Annotated in this window: 15 protein-coding genes; 14 read left to right on the forward strand and 1 reads right to left on the reverse strand. The window is 45.0% G+C overall.

Going from position 1 to position 19,754, the window contains the following annotated elements:
* Window positions 1-1,053, reverse strand: coding sequence for a GntR family transcriptional regulator (locus ECA1_RS04125; protein ID WP_010747776.1), 1,053 nt, complete (start codon window positions 1,051-1,053; stop codon window positions 1-3).
* 155 nt (window positions 1,054-1,208) lie between these two features.
* Between ECA1_RS04125 and ECA1_RS04130 the strand changes: the two genes are divergently transcribed.
* The 14 genes from ECA1_RS04130 (at window position 1,209) to ECA1_RS04195 (ending at window position 19,710) form a co-directional block, all read left to right on the forward strand.
* The gene (locus ECA1_RS04130) at window positions 1,209-2,498 is read left to right on the forward strand and encodes a glycoside hydrolase family 125 protein (protein WP_015509307.1); all 1,290 of its coding nucleotides are present in this window, start codon (window positions 1,209-1,211) and stop codon (window positions 2,496-2,498) included.
* A 73-nt stretch (window positions 2,499-2,571) separates the two neighbouring features.
* The gene (locus ECA1_RS04135) at window positions 2,572-5,250 is read left to right on the forward strand and encodes an alpha-mannosidase (RefSeq protein WP_060791819.1); all 2,679 of its coding nucleotides are present in this window, start codon (window positions 2,572-2,574) and stop codon (window positions 5,248-5,250) included.
* Between the two features lie 3 nt (window positions 5,251-5,253).
* Entirely contained in the window at window positions 5,254-6,129 is an 876-nt protein-coding gene (locus ECA1_RS04140; protein ID WP_081091708.1) for an ROK family protein, read from the forward strand.
* Window positions 6,122-7,513, forward strand: a complete 1,392-nt coding sequence (gene gmuD / locus ECA1_RS04145) for a glycoside hydrolase family 1 protein (protein WP_060791821.1) — start codon at window positions 6,122-6,124, stop codon at window positions 7,511-7,513. The genes ECA1_RS04140 and gmuD overlap by 8 nt, the downstream gene beginning before the upstream one ends.
* A gap of 240 nt (window positions 7,514-7,753) precedes the next feature.
* Window positions 7,754-8,635 (forward strand): ABC transporter permease, encoded by an 882-nt coding sequence (locus ECA1_RS04150; protein ID WP_086294872.1) that lies wholly within the window; start codon window positions 7,754-7,756, stop codon window positions 8,633-8,635.
* A 13-nt stretch (window positions 8,636-8,648) separates the two neighbouring features.
* Window positions 8,649-9,569, forward strand: a complete 921-nt coding sequence (locus ECA1_RS04155) for a carbohydrate ABC transporter permease (protein WP_005225516.1) — start codon at window positions 8,649-8,651, stop codon at window positions 9,567-9,569.
* Window positions 9,570-9,596: 27 nt separating this feature from the next.
* Window positions 9,597-11,066, forward strand: a complete 1,470-nt coding sequence (locus ECA1_RS04160) for an ABC transporter substrate-binding protein (protein ID WP_060791822.1) — start codon at window positions 9,597-9,599, stop codon at window positions 11,064-11,066.
* A gap of 278 nt (window positions 11,067-11,344) precedes the next feature.
* The gene (locus tag ECA1_RS04165; RefSeq protein WP_060791823.1) at window positions 11,345-11,965 is read left to right on the forward strand and encodes a DUF624 domain-containing protein; all 621 of its coding nucleotides are present in this window, start codon (window positions 11,345-11,347) and stop codon (window positions 11,963-11,965) included.
* The gene (locus ECA1_RS04170; RefSeq protein ID WP_060791824.1) at window positions 11,958-13,706 is read left to right on the forward strand and encodes a sensor histidine kinase; all 1,749 of its coding nucleotides are present in this window, start codon (window positions 11,958-11,960) and stop codon (window positions 13,704-13,706) included. Before ECA1_RS04165 ends, ECA1_RS04170 begins: the two co-directional genes overlap by 8 nt.
* Window positions 13,699-15,183, forward strand: coding sequence for a response regulator transcription factor (locus ECA1_RS04175; RefSeq protein ID WP_060791825.1), 1,485 nt, complete (start codon window positions 13,699-13,701; stop codon window positions 15,181-15,183). The genes ECA1_RS04170 and ECA1_RS04175 overlap by 8 nt, the downstream gene beginning before the upstream one ends.
* 107 nt (window positions 15,184-15,290) lie before the next feature.
* Window positions 15,291-15,890, forward strand: a complete 600-nt coding sequence (locus ECA1_RS04180; RefSeq protein WP_005225521.1) for a YczE/YyaS/YitT family protein — start codon at window positions 15,291-15,293, stop codon at window positions 15,888-15,890.
* A 188-nt stretch (window positions 15,891-16,078) separates the two neighbouring features.
* Window positions 16,079-17,299: an MFS transporter gene (locus ECA1_RS04185; protein WP_010747782.1), complete on the forward strand. Its 1,221-nt coding sequence runs from the start codon at window positions 16,079-16,081 to the stop codon at window positions 17,297-17,299.
* 123 nt (window positions 17,300-17,422) lie between these two features.
* Window positions 17,423-18,754, forward strand: a complete 1,332-nt coding sequence (locus tag ECA1_RS04190; RefSeq protein WP_010747783.1) for an APC family permease — start codon at window positions 17,423-17,425, stop codon at window positions 18,752-18,754.
* Window positions 18,751-19,710, forward strand: coding sequence for a D-2-hydroxyacid dehydrogenase (locus ECA1_RS04195; protein ID WP_060791826.1), 960 nt, complete (start codon window positions 18,751-18,753; stop codon window positions 19,708-19,710). The genes ECA1_RS04190 and ECA1_RS04195 overlap by 4 nt, the downstream gene beginning before the upstream one ends.
* Window positions 19,711-19,754 lie beyond the last annotated feature (44 nt).

Raw genomic sequence — 19,754 nt, forward strand, 5'->3', positions numbered from 1 at the left:
TCACTCCTTTAATTGGGTTGATTCTCTTTTGATCAAAGAAACCGCCACTAGATGGGTGGTCGTCTCCGTTGGTACTGGTGTTGCTGCCTTCGCAGCGTTGATTTTCTCAATCACTTGGTTTCCTGCCAAGCGCCCCATCTCGGCAAAATTCTGCCCGATAGTCGTTAGTGCTGGATCAACGAGGGCTGCGGCTTGGATATTATCGAAACCAACTAGGGAAATGTTGGCAGGGACGTGCAAATCTGCTTGGCGCAAAGCACGCATCAATTCAATGGCGATCAAGTCATTTTCACAGACGGCTGCCGTGACCTGATGTTCTTCCAAGTAGGCAAGCGCATTTGCGATGCTGGCAGCCGTGTCGTCGAGCTTGGTGCGAAAGGTTCTTTGGGCTTTTTTCAGCGCATCGATGTAACCTAGATAACGCTGACGGACGGATTGCGGATGATGGGTATCACCAAAAATATAAGCGATCCGGTGATGCCCCAACGCAAGTAAATGCTCTGTGGCTAGCTGTCCACCTTGAAAGTTATCTGGCATCACCGCTGGGAAATTAAACTCATGCAGCTTTTTATCTAAGGTCACGATAGGAAAGTGCTTTTCAGCACATTCGAACAGCAAGTCATAGTAAGAAAACGTATTGCTGGCGTAATAGATCAGGCCGTCGAATTCTTGCATCAGCTCAGCTGCCGTCGTTTTTTCCAAATAATCCACTGGTGTCATCAAAAGTTCAAAGCCGTGTTCTTGCATCACGGGGTAAATGCCTTCGGTAAAGTTTCCTAAAGAGAGATCATTGGCAAAGGGCAAGACAAACAAAATTCGTCCAGTCGCTTTTTTTTCCTTCAATTCTCGGACAAAGCTGCCGCTGCCTTGCACGCGATAGATCAGCTGATTTTGTTCCAGTTCCGTCAAGGCTCTTTTAGAGGTGATCCGACTGACTTGGTATTGTTCAGATAGTTCTTTTTCAGTAGGGACACGACTGCCAGGCGCTAATCGCCCTTCAACGATGGCTTCGTGAAGCTCCGCGTAAATTTTTTTATATAATGGTTGTTTCATAAGAAAACCCCTTTTGATATATCATATTTGTTAGCATACCATAAACCAATAAAAATGAAAACCCTTTAATTATTTTGGAAAAGCGCTAGACATTCAGATAATTCATGATATACTAGGTTCGTAAATTGATATATCAAATCAGGGAAGGTGATGGAATGGTTTATAAAGAAATACCAACTTCAGTAGCAACATTTATGGAAACGATTACGGATCTATGCGGAGAAACGCATGCCGATTGGGCGAAAAATTTTAACGCAGCTTTCGCCAATACACTATTAACGACGGTCAAGCGTCATGAGGATGGCACGACCTTTTTACTGACGGGGGATATTCCAGCGATGTGGCTGCGAGATTCCACTGCACAAGTTCGTCCGTATTTGGTGATCGCCAAAGAAGATGAAGACTTAGCAAGCATGATCAGCGGGTTAGTTAAAAAGCAATTCTACTATATTACGATCGATCCTTACGCAAATGCCTTTAACGAATCAGCCAATGGCGCTGGCCACCAAACAGACGATACTGAAATGAACGATTGGATCTGGGAACGCAAATATGAGATCGACTCTCTATGCTATCCGATCCAACTGGCCTATCTGCTATATAAAAACACAGGCAGAACCGATCAGTTCAATGATGATTTTGTAACAGGCATCAAAAAAGCCTTGGAGGTGTTTGTGACAGAACAAAACCATGAGGAGTCTCCATATCGCTTTGAACGGGATACCTGGCGAAAAGAAGATACCTTGACTCATGACGGCAAAGGCGCACCAGTGAAACCCGTCGGCTTGACTTGGTCAGGCTTTCGACCAAGTGATGATGCCTGCAAATACGGCTATTTGATTCCCTCCAATATGTTTGCGGTGGTGGTCTTAGGCTATATCCAAGAAATCTTTACGACGGTTTTAGAAGACGCAGCGATCGTGGCACAAGCGAAAAAACTACAAGCAGACATTGAAGCAGGGATTAAAGCATACGGGTTGACCACGAACCAAGCTGGCGAAGAAGTCTACGCCTATGAAGTGGATGGATTCGGCAATGGCACCCTGATGGATGACAGCAATGTGCCGAATTTGATCGCCGCCCCTTACTTGGGGTATGGCAGCATGGAAGATCCCCTTTATCTTCAAACCCGTAAAACGTTGTTGAGCAGTGAAAATCCGTATTTCTATGAAGGGAAATACGCCAAAGGCATTGGTAGCTCTCATACGCCAGAAAATTATGTGTGGCCGATCGCCATGGCAATGGAAGGGATGACCACCACTGACAAAGAAGAAAAGAAACGAATTTTGGATCAGTTAGTTGCGACAGATGCGGGTACAAATTTGATGCATGAAGGGTTCGATGTCGATGATCCTTCGCAATACACGAGAGAATGGTTCTCGTGGGCGAATATGATGTTTTGTGAATTGGTTATGGATTATTTCGATATCCGAGTGGAAAAATAAGCAGCACGACCCATCACCATTCGAGTGACACAAAAAGCAGTCCAACGACGCAAACAGCGAGGAGTAAAAATCAATGAAGAAACAAGTTTATATCATCTCACACAGCCACTGGGATCGGGAATGGTACATGCCTTACGAACAGCATCACATGCGGCTAGTGGAATTGATGGATGATCTTTTAGAATTAATTGAAAATGACCCTGAGTTCCACAGCTTCCATCTAGATGGACAGACGATCATCTTGGATGACTATTTAGAAGTGCGGCCTGAAAAACGCGAGGCGGTCAAAGCGGCCATCAAACAAGGGAAATTACAGATCGGTCCGTTTTATATTTTGCAAGATGACTTTTTGATCAGTGCCGAATCAAACACCCGTAATATGCTGATTGGAATGGCAGAAAGCAAAAAGTGGGGCACCCCCGTTATGTTGGGGTATTTCCCAGATACCTTCGGCAATATGGGACAAACTCCGCAAATGATGCTACAAGCCAATCTTGAAAGTGCTGCATTTGGGCGTGGCGTCAAACCGATCGGCTTTGACAACGAAGTTTTACCCGATGATCAATTTACTTCCCAATATTCTGAAATACATTGGGAAGGTCCAGATGGCAGTCAAATCTTTGGTCTACTTTTTGCCAACTGGTACTCCAATGGCAATGAGATTCCAGTGGATAAAGCAGAAGCCAAAGCTTTTTGGACACAAAAACTGCAAGATGTAGAAAAATTTGGAGCCACCAATCATTACTTAATGATGAATGGGGTCGATCATCAACCCGTCCAAAAAAATATTTCGGCAGCGATTCGTACAGCCAACGAGCTTTTCCCAGAGTATGAATTCAAACACGCCAGCTTTACCGAATACCTTGAAGCGGTGCAAGCAGATCTGCCAGATGACCTAGGAACTGTCACAGGTGAATTGACCAGTCAAGAAACCGATGGTTGGTATACTCTAGCCAATACCGCCTCTTCCCGAGTTTATCTAAAACAATGGAATACAAAGGTTTCCCGCCAATTAGAAAATGTTGCGGAGCCATTAGCAACTATGGCTTATGAAGCAAGCGGCAGCTATCCTCATGATATGTTGGATCATGCGTGGAAAACCCTGATGCAAAATCATCCTCACGACAGTATCTGCGGCTGTTCAGTGGACGAAGTACACCGAGAAATGATGCCGCGCTTTGAAAAAGCCAATGAAATCGGCAAGTTCGTGGCAGATGAAGCGTTACGCAATTTAGTAGCCGCCATCGACACGAGCCAGTTTCCTGAGGAGAGTCGCCCTTTCGTGGTCTTCAACACCACTGGCAGCACCCGTTCTGGTTTAGTGGAAGTCGTGATCGAACTTGAGCGTAAAACATTCCGTGAAGGATTGCCAAGCAAGCTTTACCACGAATTGTTGGCGAAGCCAAAAGGTTCTTATTCGGTGATCGATGAACAGGGGAACCCTGTTGCTGCGATCATTAGTGAAGAAGAGGTCCTTTTTGACTATGAATTGCCTAAAGATGCTTTTCGGATTCCTTTCATGAAACGCTTTGTCAAGGTCCAAGTTGAAGCAAACCAGTTGCCAGAATTTTCATGGCAGACCTTTGCCCTAGTAGAAAAAGCCGCTACGCCAGTAGAGAGCGCCCCGATCGTTTCAGAAGGAGGGCGCAAACTTGCCAACGCACATTTGGAAGCCGTCATTACTGAAAACGGCAGCTTGACGATTACAGACAAAGTAACCCAAAAAACGTATCGCAATTTACTGGTTTTCGAGGATGTGGGGGATATCGCCAATGAGTACATCTTCAAACAACCAGAAGGGGATCAAGCAATCTTATCGACACAATTTCCGCATCACGTGACGATCGAACAAAACGATCCACTGGTGGGGATCGTGCGACTGACGCAAGAATTGCAGATTCCCGTTTCAGCAGATGACCGTTTGTTAGAAGAACAAAAAGCTGTCGTCGATTTCCGTTTCCGTAAGGCACAGCGGAGTCAAGAATTGGTTGCATTCAAGATCGAGACGGAGATTCGCTTAGAACGAACCAGCAACCGCTTGGCATTTAAAACCACAGTCAACAACCAAAGCAAAGATCACCGACTGCGAGTGTTATTCCCAACAGGGATCATCACGGATTTCCATGAAGCTGACAGCATTTATGAAGTCGTAAAACGGCCGAATCAGGTTTCCAGTCATTGGGAAAACCCAACAAATCCGCAGCATCAGCACGCCTTTGTCAACTTGCATGATGAAACTAGCGGCATGACGGTTTCTAATTTTGGTTTGAACGAATATGAAATCGTGAAGGATCAGATCTGCTTGACCTTGTTGCGCTGTACGGGAGAGCTAGGCGATTGGGGCTACTTCCCAACACCAGAAGCGCAATGCTTAGGCAGCCACACCTTTGAATACGGCGTAGCCTGTCATGGAGCTCCTGAAGAACGTTATGAAACGTATCGCCAAGCACAAGCTGCCCAAGTTCCTTGGACGGCAAGCCAGACCGACAAGCATCAAGGCAAGCTAGCCAGCAGCAACCAATACATGGAAGCTCATGGATCGACGGTAGCTATCACCGCCTTAAAACGCAATCGCCAAGACCAGCAGATCGTTTTGCGGGGCTATAATTTGGCGGATCAAGCCACTGCCTTTCACGTGCAAAAAGAGCAGGCGACGCTCTGTCTGTTGAACCTTTTAGAGGAAGAACAAGCATCGACCGTCAATCAGCAATTACACCCATATGAAATTCGTACCATTGGAGTAAAGGAGTGAGTAATGATGGTTTATGGAGGAATTGAAGCCGGCGGCACAAAAATGATCTGTGCCGTTGCCGATGACCAGTTGACGATCATCGCCCAAGAGTCGATCCCAACGACAACACCAGAGGAAACGTTAGCGGCGATCTTTGCCTTTTTCGATCCCTACGATCTCGTGTCATTAGGGGTCGGTTCCTTTGGTCCGATCGGGATCGATCCAACCCAAGCGACCTATGGCCACATACTAGCGACGCCGAAACAGGGCTGGCAGCAGTTCGATTTTCTCGGTGCATTGAAGAAGCGCTACCCAGAGACAGCATTTGCTTGGACAACAGATGTCAATGCTGCCGCTTATGGGGAATTACGTCAAGGAGCTGCGCAAGGCAAAGACAGCTGTGTCTATTTGACAGTAGGAACCGGCATTGGCGCAGGAGTCGTTCGTGAAGGAAAGATTTTCGAGGGGATCGGTCATCCAGAAATCGGTCATACCTATGTCAAACGCCACAGTGAAGATACGTATGCTGGTACATGCCCGTATCACGGCGACTGTCTGGAAGGATTAGCCGCAGGGCCTTCTTTAGAAGGACGTACGGGGATCAAAGGACAAGACTTGCCGCAAGCGCACGAGATTTGGGGGTTGCAGGCCTTTTATCTAGGGCAAGCGCTGGTCAATATCACGTTGACCTTAGCACCTGAGAAAATCATTTTAGGCGGCGGGGTCATGAATCAGCCGCATCTACTCGCTCAAATCCAACAAGCCTTCCAAAAACAAATGGCAGGCTATATGGAGACACCACCAGTGGAAGACTACATCGTCACTTGGGGATTGCCGAACAAAAGCGGGATTATCGGCTGTCTCTTGTTAGGCAAAGAGCAGGTGACTGCCCATGACTAACCTGCATTTTCCTAAAGATTTTTGGTGGGGAGCCGCTGCCAGCGGTCCGCAAACTGAAGGACGAACGGCCGATGATGGCAAAGGCGATTCGATTTGGGACTATTGGTACGCAACGGAGCCAGAACGTTTTTATCAAAAACGGGGACCAAAAGATACCGTCCAGCTGCTGCAGCGTTACCCAGAAGATGTGGCGTTGATGAAAGAGATCGGCTTTAATTCTTTTCGAACCTCGATCCAGTGGAGTCGCTTGCTGCCAGAAGGAAGAGGGGCGGTCAATCAACAAGAGGTGGCGTTTTATCGCGAGTACTTCGCCACTTTGATCGAAAATGGCATCGAACCCTTCATCAATTTGTATCATTTTGATATGCCGATGGCACTGCAAAAAGAAGGCGGCTGGCTCAATCGCGAGACTGTCACAGCATTTGCAGATTATGCCGCTTTGTGTTTTGAGTTGTTCGGTGATCAAGTCCGTCATTGGTTCACGCAAAATGAACCGATCGTGCCAGTGGAGATGGGGTATTTGTATCAACAGCATTACCCAGCAGAAATCAACTTGGCACATGCGGTGCAAGTCGGCTACCATGAAGCACTCGCCAGCGCCTTAGCGATCCAACGCTTCCGTCAATCTCAGCAATCAGGCGAAATCGGCATCATCTTGAATTTGACACCGACTTATCCGAAAGATCCGAACGATGAAAAAGATGTCCAAGCTGCGCAACTGGCAGATGCTTTTTTTAACCGATCCTTCTTAGATCCAGCGGTCAAAGGCACCTTTCCTGTAGAATTGATCGCTGTCTTAAACGAGTTGGCGATCATGCCAGAAACCAGAGCAGAAGATTTGCAGATCATTAAAGAAAACACGGTCGATCTCTTGGGGGTCAACTATTATCAGCCACGGCGGGTGCAGCAAAAGCGTTCTGCCAAAACAGCGGACACACCAATGCCAGAAGATTACTTCGATGTGTATGATTGGCCAGAAAAGAAAATCAATCCCCATCGAGGCTGGGAGATCTATGAACGAGGCATCTATGATACCTTGATCAACCTACGTGACAATTACGGCAATATCCCCTGTTATATTTCAGAAAACGGCATGGGGGTCGAAGATGAAACACGCTTTATCGATGCCAGCGGTCAGATCCAAGATGAGTACCGCATCACCTTTATCAAAGATCATTTGCGGTATGTTCACCAAGCCATCCAAGAAGGCAGCCAATGCCGCGGGTATCACATGTGGACCTGCATGGACAATTGGTCTTGGCTGAATGAATTCAAAAATCGTTACGGGTTTATTGCTGTCGATTTGGCTACCCAAAAACGGACCATCAAAAAGTCTGGTGAGTGGTTCCACGAAGTGATTCTACAAAACGGCTTTGTCGACTGATCATTCATAAAAAACAAATCAATGAAGCGTCCTATCTTGCAAAAGGTAGGACGTTTTTCAGGTTTTTAGAGAATAAAAACAAAATATAAACAAAGACCTTTAATTTGTTTCATTTTATCTTTAGTTTGTTCCTTATTTTTTAGGGATGAAAGCGTTATTCTAGTAGCATGAAGGAGATGATGAGATGTGAAGAAAAAGGGGTTTTGGAGGAATGTCTGGCAATACAAAGCATTGATATTGATGGCTTTGCCAGGTGTTGTCTGGTTTATCTTTTTTTTCTATATACCTGTATTCGCAAATGTGGTGGCGTTCAAAGATTTCCACATTTCACCAGACGGCTTTTTTGCCAGTTTGAAACAAAGCCCATGGGTCGGCTTTGATAACTTTAAATTTTTATTTGCATCCAATGATGCTTGGCTGATCACTAGAAATACCCTACTCTACAATATCGTATTTTTAGCATTCAACCTATTCTTTGCGATTGCCTTTGCCATTATTATGAGTGAGCTGCGCAATAAGCGCTTGGTAAAAGTGTATCACACGATGTCCCTGTTGCCGTACTTCCTTTCTTGGGTGGTTATTTCGTACTTTGTCTATGCCTTTTTGAGTCCAGACAAAGGGATCATCAACCAATGGATCACCGGTATGGGCGGTGAAGGAATCAACTGGTATGCTGATCCGAAATGGTGGCCGTTTATTTTCGTCTTTATGAATGTCTGGAAGAGCTTAGGCTACAACAGCATCATCTATTATGCGTCAGTGGTCGGGATCGATCAGACGTATTACGAAGCCGCGATGGTCGATGGCGCCAGCAAATGGCAGCAGATCAAAAATGTGACGTTGCCACAGCTGATTCCAATGATTTCTGTTTTGTTGATTTTGAACATCGGTGGGATCTTCCGTGCCGACTTCGGACTTTTCTATCAAGTCCCACGAAACTCTGGGGCGTTGTACCAAGTCACCTCCGTTTTAGATACGTACATTTATAATGGACTGACTGCCACAGGCGACTTCGGGATGACCGCAGCTGCTGGCCTTTATCAATCAGTGGTTGGGGCATTATTATTACTAACAGCGAATTTGGTTGTTCGTAAACTAGAACCAGATTCAGCATTATTCTAAGGAGGATGGATAAATGAAGAAAAAAGTAACGAAAGTCGAGATCCGCTCCTTTAACCCAACGGTCAACCTGATTTTTAATATCGTGATCGGTCTGTTCGCGATTTCCTGTGTCTTGCCGTTTCTCTTTGTGATCGCGATCTCATTGACCAGTGAAACCTCTTTGGCAGAAAACGGCTATCGCTTTTGGCCACAAGAATTTTCGTTCGCAGCGTATACCTACCTGTTTAGCGGACAAATGAGCAGCAAAATTTTCCAAGCATTTGGCGTATCTATTTTTATCACTGTTTTTGGTACCTTCGTCAATGCAACGATGACTTCGCTATATGCCTATGTCATCTCTCGCTCAAATTTTCCATTCCGTCGTTTCTTTACGATCTTCGCTTTGATCACCATGTTGTTTGCGCCAGGGATGGTTGCCAATTACTTAGTGATGGTCAACTTGATCCAATTGAAAGACACGATTTGGGCGTTGATTTTACCCCTTGCCTTAGGGCCTTTTAATATCCTTGTTATGCGGACCTTCTTTAAAAAGACGGTACCAGATAGTATTATAGAATCTGCGCGCATCGACGGTGCCAGCGAAATGAAGATTTTTCTGTCCATCGTGTTGCCGTTAGCCGTTCCAGGGATCGCAACGATCAGTCTATTTGCCGCTCTTGGCTATTGGAATGACTGGTTCAATGCATTGTTGTATATTCAAAAAGACTCTTTAGTGCCGTTACAAGCACTTTTGATGCGGATTCAAAGCAACTTGGACTATCTAGCCAAAAGCTCTGGTATGGCTGCCCAGATCCAAGGTGGTTTGGCCGCTTTGCCAAGCGAAACTGCTCGCATGGCAATCGTTGTTGTTGCAACCTTACCGATTGCGATCACCTATCCATTCTTCCAACGGTATTTTGTCGGTGGTCTGACAATTGGTGGCGTCAAAGAATAATCAAATAAGTATAGGGAGGAAACAAAAATGAATTTGTGGAAAAAAACAGCTTTTGCTGGGATGGCCGCAGCGGCAACTTTGGGAATGGCTGCCTGTGGGTCGAACGGCGCAACATCCGATTCAGAAAACAATGCAGATGGCGTAACGACTTTATTGATGTATCAAGTCGGGGACAAGCCAGAAAACTTTGATCAATTAATGGAGATCGCCAATAAACGCATTGAAGAAAAAACCAACGCTCGCATCGATCTGCAGTATATCGGCTGGGGTGATTGGGATCAAAAAATGAGTACCATCATTTCATCGGGTGAAAACTACGATATTTCCTTTGCCTCAAACTATGTTGCGAATGCGCAAAAAGGCGCGTATGCAGATTTGACGGAGTTAGCACCAAAATATGCCAAAGAAGCGTATGATCAATTAGACGAATCTTATATCAAAGGCAATACGATCGACGGAAAATTATATGCCTTTCCAGTCAACGGCAATATTTATGCCCAACAAGTCTTGACCTTCAATAAAGAGTATTTAGATAAATATGATTTGGATATTAGCGGGATCGAATCTTATGCAGATGCCGAAGACGTGTTGAAGAAGTTTAAAGAAGAAGAACCAAACATCGCACCGTTTGCGATCGGACAAACCTTTAATGTTTCTGGAAACTATGATTATGTGATCGGGAAAGATTACCCATTTGCTGTTAAATTGGACGGCGATACAACGAAGATCATCAATCAATACGAAGATGATGAACAAATGGAAAACTTGAAATTGATGCACAAATGGTACAACGAAGGCTTGATCCCAACTGATGCAGCCACTAATACGACTGGTTACCCATTAGAAGGCAACACATGGTTCATGCGTGAAGAAACCCAAGGACCAATGGATTACGGCGATACGATCTTAAGCAATGCCGCAGGTCATGAATTGGTTTCACGTCCAATCACGAAACAATTAAAATCAACAGGCCAAGCGCAAATGGCAAACTTTGTCGTAGCGAATGTTTCGAAAAACAAAGAAAAAGCAGTGGAAGTGTTGGGCTTGTTGAACAGCGATCCTGAATTGTTGAATGGATTGGTTTGGGGTGTCGAAGGCGAAGCATGGAAAAAAATCGAGGGCGAAGATAACAAAATCCGTCTCCTTGATGGCTACTTGCCAAATACCCGCATGGCTGCTTGGAACACTGGGAACAACATGATCCTTTATACACAAGAATCCATCACAGACGATATGATCAAAGAGCGTGATGAAAATATTGCTAACGCTGAAGCATCACCAATCTTAGGGTTCAACTTCAAGACTGATAATGTGAAAACAGAAATCACGAATATCGCCAATGTCATGAACCGTTACAAAGCAAGTTTAGCAACGGGAACGATCGATCCAGAAGAAAATGTTCCGAAACTAAACGAAGAATTAAAAACCGCTGGCTGGGAGAAGGTCCGCGATGAAATGCAAAAACAATTTGATGAGTATCGTGCAAGCCAAGAATAAGCAACAGGCGCCGCTCACCAATCAATAAATCAATTAAGCCGGAGGCTAAACGCATCAGGACCAATGGTTCCCACGTCTAGCTTCTGGCTGCTTTTTCTTTAAAGTAAGTAGCGAAATCTTTGATGAAAAAATAACGTTACTTTTGTTTTTTAACCTTCAAGCAGCAAGCATAGTGCCTCTAAAACGTACATAGCATTAAAAGATTCTCAGGTAGCTTGAGTAGGAAGCTAAAATCATGCTACATTTTCGATAGGGAACAAATAAGGGAGGAATTTTAAATGGAAGAAACAGCAAATAGTGGGTTGGTCAAGGGCTTTCGCTTGATTTGGGCGATCGTGAAGTTGAATTTGTTTTTCGTCGTATTGACATTGGCAGGTGGCGGAATCTTAGGGATCGGTCCAGCGTTTCATACCATTAGTACCTTGATCCGTGAAGACGGACTAAATTATGAGCATCAAAGCTTTCGCAGCGCATGGCGCATTTGGCGCAGCGTCTTTGTCAAAGCCAATAAACAGTTTTATCTTTTCTTCCTACTGACAGGTTTCTTAGTGTATAACTTGTATTTAGCTACCCAGATCCAAGGCTTGATTTGGCTGATGATCTCTTTTGTTTTAGTTGTCGTCAGCGGATTGAGTATCTTACTGTACTTACTAAGTGTGGTTTTTGACACATCCTATGAGATTTCCCTGTGGAATAACCTGAAATTGTCCTTCGTGTGTCTGTTTCTTCATATGGCGACCTTTCTAAAATTGTTAGTGGGGATTGCCAGTATTTTCGCTTTTACTTGGATGATGAAAGGGCTCTTGCTCTTTGGAACCTTCAGTCTATTGATTTTGTGGTGCCACGTGGCGATCAGTCAGGAAAAAACCGTCATTGATCGGGACTTGGCACATGACTAAGCAGCGCTTTCGTTTGTTTAAACATGACTTTTTGATCAATCAGTTGATGCAGTTGTATAGCGTCCTTTTGGTGATCATCTCGATTATTATCATGCTGGTTCTGACGGCATATACTGGGGCAGACCGCTTCAATAGCAGCGAACGCCTCGTGGAAGCAACCAGTATGCAGCTGGATGCATACGTGCAGGATCAAAACGCGGTCGTCTCAGCGGTATTAGGCGAATTTACCAGTTCGGATACTGCTTTTGAATCGCTGCGCAATTATTTACAGCTTTCATTGCCAGACTATTTTTCCTATAGTAATGATATTTTTCGCCAGACGGGACAAAGTGTGTATTTGCCAAACATCCTCTATCGCTTGATCCGTAATCATCCTAGTATCGAAGAGATCATTATTCAACTAGATGAAAGCAATGAGACACTAGTGGCAACCCCAGATACCCCTTATGGAGAAAAACGCAGCGGCAAGCAGATCGATTTGAAAAATCGTCTGTTTTTTGTTCGTTCGATCGCCCAACCAAGTAATTATGCGCAACCGTTAGGGCAAGTCTACGTGATTTTTCACTCAGACGATGTCTTAGCCAATCGACAAGAAGACAACCAAGCGCATGGTATTAACAGTTTTTTGTATACCTCCAATGGTCAGCGACTATACAAGGATGCCGCGAACCTTAGCAAGCAGACCTTAGCGAAAATTGATCAGGCGGTGGCTCATGGAACTATTCACGACACTCTGTCGAAAGACTTTTATATCAAAAAACAAACGACCGTCAGCGGAGAGTTGTCACTGATCTTGTTGTCAAAAGGTGTGATCTGGCGGGATATTTTTTCTAGCGCCATTTGGATCTTTAGCTTTGGGATTGGGATTCTCTTATTGGTCCTATGGGTGCTCCATCGGACCTTCAAGCGCTATACCTCGCAAGTACAGCAGATCGTCTATGCGACGAAAGAAGTCAGTCAAGGGAATTTTGATAAGCGGATCGATACCGCCAATGTCCAACAAGAGCTGAAAGAAATCGCAGAAGCCATCAATCAAATGACTTACAGTATCAACGAGTATATCAAAGATATCTACACGTTAGAGATCAAGCAGCGAGACGCCGATATGCGGGCGCTGCAAGCACAGATCAATCCGCATTTTCTGTATAACACGTTAGAATACATTCGAATGTATGCCTTGAGTCGCAACCAAGAAGAGCTGGCGGATGTCGTCTATGCCTTTTCGGCACTGCTACGGAACAATACGACGCAAGAAAAGACGAAGACCTTAAAAGAAGAAATCGATTTTTGTGAAAAATATGTCTACTTGTTTCAGATGCGCTACCCAGATAAGATCGCCTATCATGTAACCATCGATTCGGCATTAGAACAGTTGGAATTGCCGAAGTTCACGCTGCAGCCGCTTGTCGAAAACTATTTTGTTCACGGCATCGATTATCAGCGCAATGATAATGCCATCAGTATCAAGGCTTATAAAGAAGTCGAACAGATCGTGATTGAGGTCAAAGACAACGGCAAAGGCGCAGATGCACAGCAGTTGGCGATGATCCAAGAAGAACTGCAAAATCAGCAGATCGGAGCCCAAACCTCGATCGGGATCAAAAATGTTCACGAACGGTTGCGGGGCATGTTCAACGGCGCCTATCAAATGGACGTTACGTCTCAGGCAGGTGCTGGGTTTACGGTCAAGATCCGCTTAGATGAGAAACGTTTGCAAAGGGGGCATGAGACAGATGTATAAAGCAATGTTCGTTGATGATGAATACATGATCTTGCAGGGGCTGCAAATGATCTTGCCTTGGCAAGAACTGGGCTTTGAAGTGGTGCATACAGCGAAAAGTGCTAGTGAAGCCCTCGAGTACTTGCAAGAGCATTCCGTTGATTTGCTGATCACGGATATTCGGATGCCAGAAATGAACGGCATCGATATGATCCGCCAAGCACAAGCGTTTGGGAATCGATTTTTCTCGATCATTCTGTCAGGCTATCAGGAGTTTGCCTTTGTCAAACAAGGCATGGCGTTAGGTGTGCGTAATTATCTCGTCAAACCTGTTAACAAAGAAGAACTACGCAGCAGTGTACAAGCGATTGCAGCTGAGTTAGAGGAGCAGCAAAAACTGTTGGCAGAAAAAGAACTGTATCAAGAATCAAGCCTGCTGCTTTGGTTGAATGATGAATTGAACGAAAGCGAGTACCTCCATTTGCTGGCGCAACAGCGGGTGCCACTAGCAGCACCCTTTACCGTTTTGCAGTTCAATGGGACTGCTGAGATCTTACAAAAAATCACGACGTTTTTTCAGCAACACGATCAGCCATTGATCTTACCAGGGCGATTAGATGAAAACCAAGTGATCATTACTGCTGCTGGACCAAGGCAGCAAATCAACGCTGACCTAAAAGCACTGGCACAGCAGCTCAATAGTACAGACTGGCAGTTGATCATGAGCGAAACCATCAACGAGTGGGAGAATTTGTATAAAGCCTATGAAAAAATCAAACAGGTTCAGTCACTGCAAGCCTTCTACCCAGATCTGTTCTTACAAGAACAGACGATCCACGTGGATATTTTAGAGCGAAACGAAGAACTTCCGTTTCTGTCTTTTAACAAAGCACTGACCATCGGGGATGTCAAAACGATCCAAAATGAGTTGGATAAAATGTTCGCTATTTTGGAACAAACCCAAGCAGACCCTGAGCATGTTCGCTATGTTTCGTTCTTGTTGTTCAATGATATTTATCGGCAGCTGCCAGTACTTTCCCATGAAAACCATGAGCAGATTTTGGCACGGATTCGTGAGTCTAATACACTGGCAGATTTGCGGCAGCTCTTTGATGATGTGCTGGAGCTGGCGAAATCGCAGCCGCCGCAAAAACGCTATTCGGAGATCGTTCAAAAGACGATCCAACTGATCGAAGAAGGCTATACCCATGATTTGACGGTCAAATCAGCGGCAGAAGAACTGCATGTCAGCGTCGTTTATTTGGGTCAGCTCTTTAAGAAAGAAACGGAAATGAGCTTTAATCAGTACGTCAATCTGGTGCGGATCAAGCAAGCCCAGCAGCTGCTGCTTCATTCGAAAGCCACGATCAGTGAGATCGGCGATCGTATTGGTTACAACAATACCAACTATTTTTCCAAAATGTTTAAGAAATTGAATGGTCTGACCCCCAAAGAGTTTCGCGATACCTATGAACAGCATTATGAATCCCTTGATTGAATTTAGATTTCTTCAAAAAAAATCTCGTTTTTGTGATTAAATGATAGTAATTGTGATGCTTTCACGGTAAACTAAGAGAGGAAAAATAAAGAAGAGAGCGTGATGTTGTGAAAGAAACCAAAAAATTTGCACAAGTTTTGATAGGTACCGGGCTGATTGCGTTGGCCATTTCCTTATTGATCACCGCCCATCAAGGTTATGATACGATCAGTACGTTTTTACTAGGAATTTTGAATTTTGTTGATGTCCCTTTTTGGATTGCCAGTTTGTGTTTTAATATTATTGTTTTGTTGATCGTTGCAGTCTTTGATCGTGCCGAATTAGGCATTGGCAGTTTTATCAACGGGATCGGCTTAGGCCTGTTGATTGGGATCTTTGAACCAGTGATGGACAAAGTATCGATTCATTTGCCTTTCTACCCGTGGATCGCTATTTTCGCAGCACCGATCTTATTTGGGATCGGCGCTGGTATCTACGTTTCTTCCAACAAAGGATCAGCGGCGTTAGAAGCCTTGACTGCCTTGATCTACAAACGAAGCAAATTGACGCAAAAAACGATCCGTATCGGATTGGATGCAGCCATGGTCTTGATCGGTTTTGCGTTAGGCGCCAGTGTTGGGTTAGGTACTCTCTTGTGTATCGTCTTTATTGGCCCAATCTTTGAAGCCACCATGAAAACCATCGCTGCTCGGAAGAAAAACGCCTAGCCTTGAGAATAAGTCGGAAAAAGCTGTCTGTGAGGACAGCTTTTTTGCTGCTTCCATTTAAGGGAATTATCTGAGGGAAGAAAAATCCTGATTTCCTTAAGATTCTCTGGGTAAAAAAAGTGTTTTCTCCATGGTTACTGTCTTATTGGACTTGGTATACTGATAAGACGAGTAAAGGAGAAGTGAAAATGAAAAGTTATCGTTCGACGATTGCGGCTTGCTTTGTAGGGTACATCGTTCAAGCCGTCATCAATAATTTTGCCCCCTTATTATTTTTGACCTTTCAAAGCCAATACCAGCTACCGATCAGCCAGATTACTTTGCTGGTTAGTTTTAACTTTTTGACCCAGTTAGCCGTCGATTTTGCAGCAATCTTTTTTGTAGACCGCATCGGCTATCGAGTGTCGATCGTAGCCGCGCATTTTTTTGCAGCGATCGGCTTGATTGGTCTAGCCGTTTTTCCCTTATGGTTTCCGACCCCGTTTAGCGGATTGTTAGCAGCGGTTTTGTTGTATGCCATTGGCGGTGGCTTGCTGGAAGTCTTAGTCAGTCCCATCGTTGAAGCCTGTCCAACGGAACATAAGGAAAAAACGATGAGCATGCTGCACTCGTTTTATTGCTGGGGGTACGTGGGGGTCGTTTTGTTCTCAACGGCGTTCTTCATGGTGTTCGGTATTCAACAGTGGCCGATTTTGGCGATCATCTGGGCGCTGATCCCGTTGGTCAATTTGTTTTTCTTCACCAAAGTCCCGTTGGCGCCAATCGTTGCCGAAGGAGAACGAGGGTTGACCACTCGGCAGCTCTTTTCCTTGAAAAGCTTTTGGCTGTTTCTGGTGATGATGGTCTGTGCTGGAGCCAGCGAACAAGCAGTCAGCCAATGGGCATCGACCTTTGCCGAACAGGGCTTAGGCGTTAGTAAGACGCTAGGCGATTTAGCAGGGCCAATGGTTTTTGCCTTGATGATGGGGATCTCCCGCTTGCTTTACGGCAAGTTCGGGGAACGCATCGATTTGAAACGCTTTATGTTTTTGAGTGTTTTGCTTTGCCTACTGGCGTATATGATGATCGGCTTTGCTTCATTGCCATTGATCGGGTTCCTTGGCTGCGGCTTAAGCGGTTTTGCCGTAGGGATCATGTGGCCAGGGGTCTTTAGTCTTTCTGCGCAATACATTCGCAACGGCGGAACGGCGCTATTTGCTTATTTGGCATTAGCAGGAGATTTAGGGTGTTCAATCGGACCCGCTGTCGTCGGCAGTATCGTCGAATGGACGGGACAACAGCTGCAGGTTGGGATTCTAGGGGCGATCGTTTTCCCGATCATCTTGCTGGCAGGAATTTATTTGGTTCAACAAATGCACAAAAAACGACAGCTTCCGTTGCTGGTTTTTCAAGAATCCACAAAAGAATAAAAAAATTTTGGAGCAAATGCCGTCTTTTCATGGTATTTGCTTTTTGTTTTCTGAAATTCCTCTAGTCAAGATAGTTTCTATCCGCTATACTTTGACTTATTCATTTAAAAAGGAAGTGATGTTGTGAAAAGTCAATTGAAAAAAGAAATCAGTTTTTTTGGGGCATTATCGACAGTAATGGGAACGGTGATCGGCGCCGGCGTGTTTTTCAAAGCAGCGGCTGTGGTCCAGCAGACCCAATCCACCGGTTTGACCTTGTTGGTCTGGCTGCTTGCCGGCTTTCTAACGATTTGCGGCGGTTTGACGGTGGCGGAGTTAGCGACGGCGATTCCTGAGACTGGCGGACCCATTCGATATATTGAAAGAATTTATGGGAAATTACCCTCCTTTTTATTAGGCTGGGCACAAAGTATCATTTACTTTCCAGCAAACGTGGCGGCTTTAAGTATTATTTTTGCGACCCAGTGTTTGAACTTATTTCATCTACCCAGCAATTATTTGCTTCCTTTATCGATTTTGACCGGAACGAGTGTGACCTTGATCAATCTTTTGGGAACAAAAGCCGCTGCTCAAGTCCAGTCCGTCACGTTAGCAGTCAAGCTGATTCCGATTGCGGTGATCATCGTGGCGGGCCTGTTGACACCAGGGCAAGTATCGGTCTCATTGGTGGATTTTTCTTCCAATACTCAAGGATCGCTTGCAGCTGGCATCAGTAGTGCCCTCTTAGCAACCCTTTTTGCTTATGACGGCTGGATGGGAGTCGGTAATGTCGCTGGGGAAATGAAGCGACCCGAAAAAGATTTACCAAAAGCCATCATCTTTGGGTTGAGTTTTGTTACCTTGGTGTATGTGTTGATCAATGTTGCCTTTTTAAAAACATTGCCGATCGATCAAATCGCTGGTAATTTGAACAGTGCCTCAGAAACTGCGATGGCCTTGTTTGGCAGCTTTGGCGGAAAACTGGTCACGATCGGTATCTTGATCTCTGTTTATGGCGCATTGAACGGCTATACAATGACTGGCTTGCGGGTCCCATATGCCATGGCGTTGGAAGATGAGATTCCTTTCAGCAAGACCTTTGCCACTTTAAGTAAAACCACCAATGCACCCTATGCGGCGGCTTTTTTACAATTAGGGATCGCATGTATCATGATGCTTTTAGGTACCTTTGATCTCTTGACCGATATGCTGGTTTTTGTTATGTGGTTCTTTAGTGTATTATTGTTTGTAGGGGTTTTTCGTTTGCGAAAAACAGAACCGCAGATGAAGCGTCCGTATAAAGTTCCCTTCTATCCAATCATTCCCTTGATTGCGATCTTAGGTGGCTGTTTTATCTTGATCATGACCTTGATCACTGACACGTGGTTAGCAGTCGTGGGAATTGGCGTGACGTTACTAGGAATTCCCGTTTTTTATGGAAAAGCAAAAGGAAAAGCGAGAGGAGCGAAAGAATGAAGATCGTTGTACTTGATGGCTATGCGTTGAATCCAGGAGATTTGTCTTGGCACGGGTTTGAAGAATTAGGAGAGGTGACGGTGTATGATCGTACCTCGTATACAGATAAACAAGAAATTATTGAGCGAATCGGCGATGCCGAAGCAATTTTGACAAATAAAACACCGATCACCGCAGATGTGCTTAAAGCATGTCCGCAATTGACCTACATTGGGGTCTTGGCAACTGGATACAATGTCGTTGATTTGGCAGCAGCGAAGGAACAGGGAATCACCGTGACCAATATTCCTAGCTACAGTACCAATGCAGTGGCACAAGCGACCTTTGCTTTGCTGCTGGAAGTGACGAATCAAGTGGGACACCATAATCGTTCCGTGCATCAGGGCGACTGGCAAACCAGCAAAGATTTTTCTTATTGGCAGACACCATTGATGGAATTGGCAGGCAAAACGATTGGGCTGATTGGATATGGTGCGATTGCTCAAGCAGTTGCCACGATCGCTCATGCGTTTCAGCTGAAGGTGATCTACTTTAATCATCGACCAAAACCAGCACAAGCAGATTGGGCAAAACAAGTTTCGCTGGCGGAATTGTATCAAGAAGCAGATATCATCAGCCTTCATGTTCCGCAGTTTCCTGAGACAGAAAAAATGATCGATCGCACCGCATTGGCACAAATGAAATCTTCTGCGATCCTGATCAATACCGCCCGTGGCGGCTTGATCGATGAAGGGGCAGTTGCTGAAGCGCTGCAAACTGGGCAGATCGCAGCCTTGGCGGCAGATGTCGTTTCAAAAGAACCGATCGAAGCTGACAATCCCTTATTACAGGCGCCAAATTGCTATTTGACACCGCATATCGCTTGGGCACCCGTCGAAACGCGGCGTCGTTTGATGGGGATTGCTGTGGCGAACTTAAGCGGCTTTAAAGCAGGTACACCGCAAAATGTCGTGTAAGCAAAACGAGCAAGTAAAAGGACTTTGACAAAACAGGCGACTAG

This window comes from Enterococcus casseliflavus NBRC 100478, from assembly GCF_001544095.1.
GTDB classification, from domain to species: Bacteria; Bacillota; Bacilli; order Lactobacillales; family Enterococcaceae; genus Enterococcus_D; species Enterococcus_D casseliflavus.

Coding starts and splice junctions, on each gene's coding strand:
- ECA1_RS04125 (WP_010747776.1), bottom strand. CDS start 1,053: ATGAAACAACCATTATATAAAAAAATTTACGCGGAGCTTCACGAAGCC.
- ECA1_RS04130 (WP_015509307.1), top strand. CDS start 1,209: ATGGTTTATAAAGAAATACCAACTTCAGTAGCAACATTTATGGAAACG.
- ECA1_RS04135 (WP_060791819.1), top strand. CDS start 2,572: ATGAAGAAACAAGTTTATATCATCTCACACAGCCACTGGGATCGGGAA.
- ECA1_RS04140 (WP_081091708.1), top strand. CDS start 5,254: ATGATGGTTTATGGAGGAATTGAAGCCGGCGGCACAAAAATGATCTGT.
- gmuD (WP_060791821.1), top strand. CDS start 6,122: ATGACTAACCTGCATTTTCCTAAAGATTTTTGGTGGGGAGCCGCTGCC.
- ECA1_RS04150 (WP_086294872.1), top strand. CDS start 7,754: ATGGCTTTGCCAGGTGTTGTCTGGTTTATCTTTTTTTTCTATATACCT.
- ECA1_RS04155 (WP_005225516.1), top strand. CDS start 8,649: ATGAAGAAAAAAGTAACGAAAGTCGAGATCCGCTCCTTTAACCCAACG.
- ECA1_RS04160 (WP_060791822.1), top strand. CDS start 9,597: ATGAATTTGTGGAAAAAAACAGCTTTTGCTGGGATGGCCGCAGCGGCA.
- ECA1_RS04165 (WP_060791823.1), top strand. CDS start 11,345: ATGGAAGAAACAGCAAATAGTGGGTTGGTCAAGGGCTTTCGCTTGATT.
- ECA1_RS04170 (WP_060791824.1), top strand. CDS start 11,958: ATGACTAAGCAGCGCTTTCGTTTGTTTAAACATGACTTTTTGATCAAT.
- ECA1_RS04175 (WP_060791825.1), top strand. CDS start 13,699: ATGTATAAAGCAATGTTCGTTGATGATGAATACATGATCTTGCAGGGG.
- ECA1_RS04185 (WP_010747782.1), top strand. CDS start 16,079: ATGAAAAGTTATCGTTCGACGATTGCGGCTTGCTTTGTAGGGTACATC.
- ECA1_RS04195 (WP_060791826.1), top strand. CDS start 18,751: ATGAAGATCGTTGTACTTGATGGCTATGCGTTGAATCCAGGAGATTTG.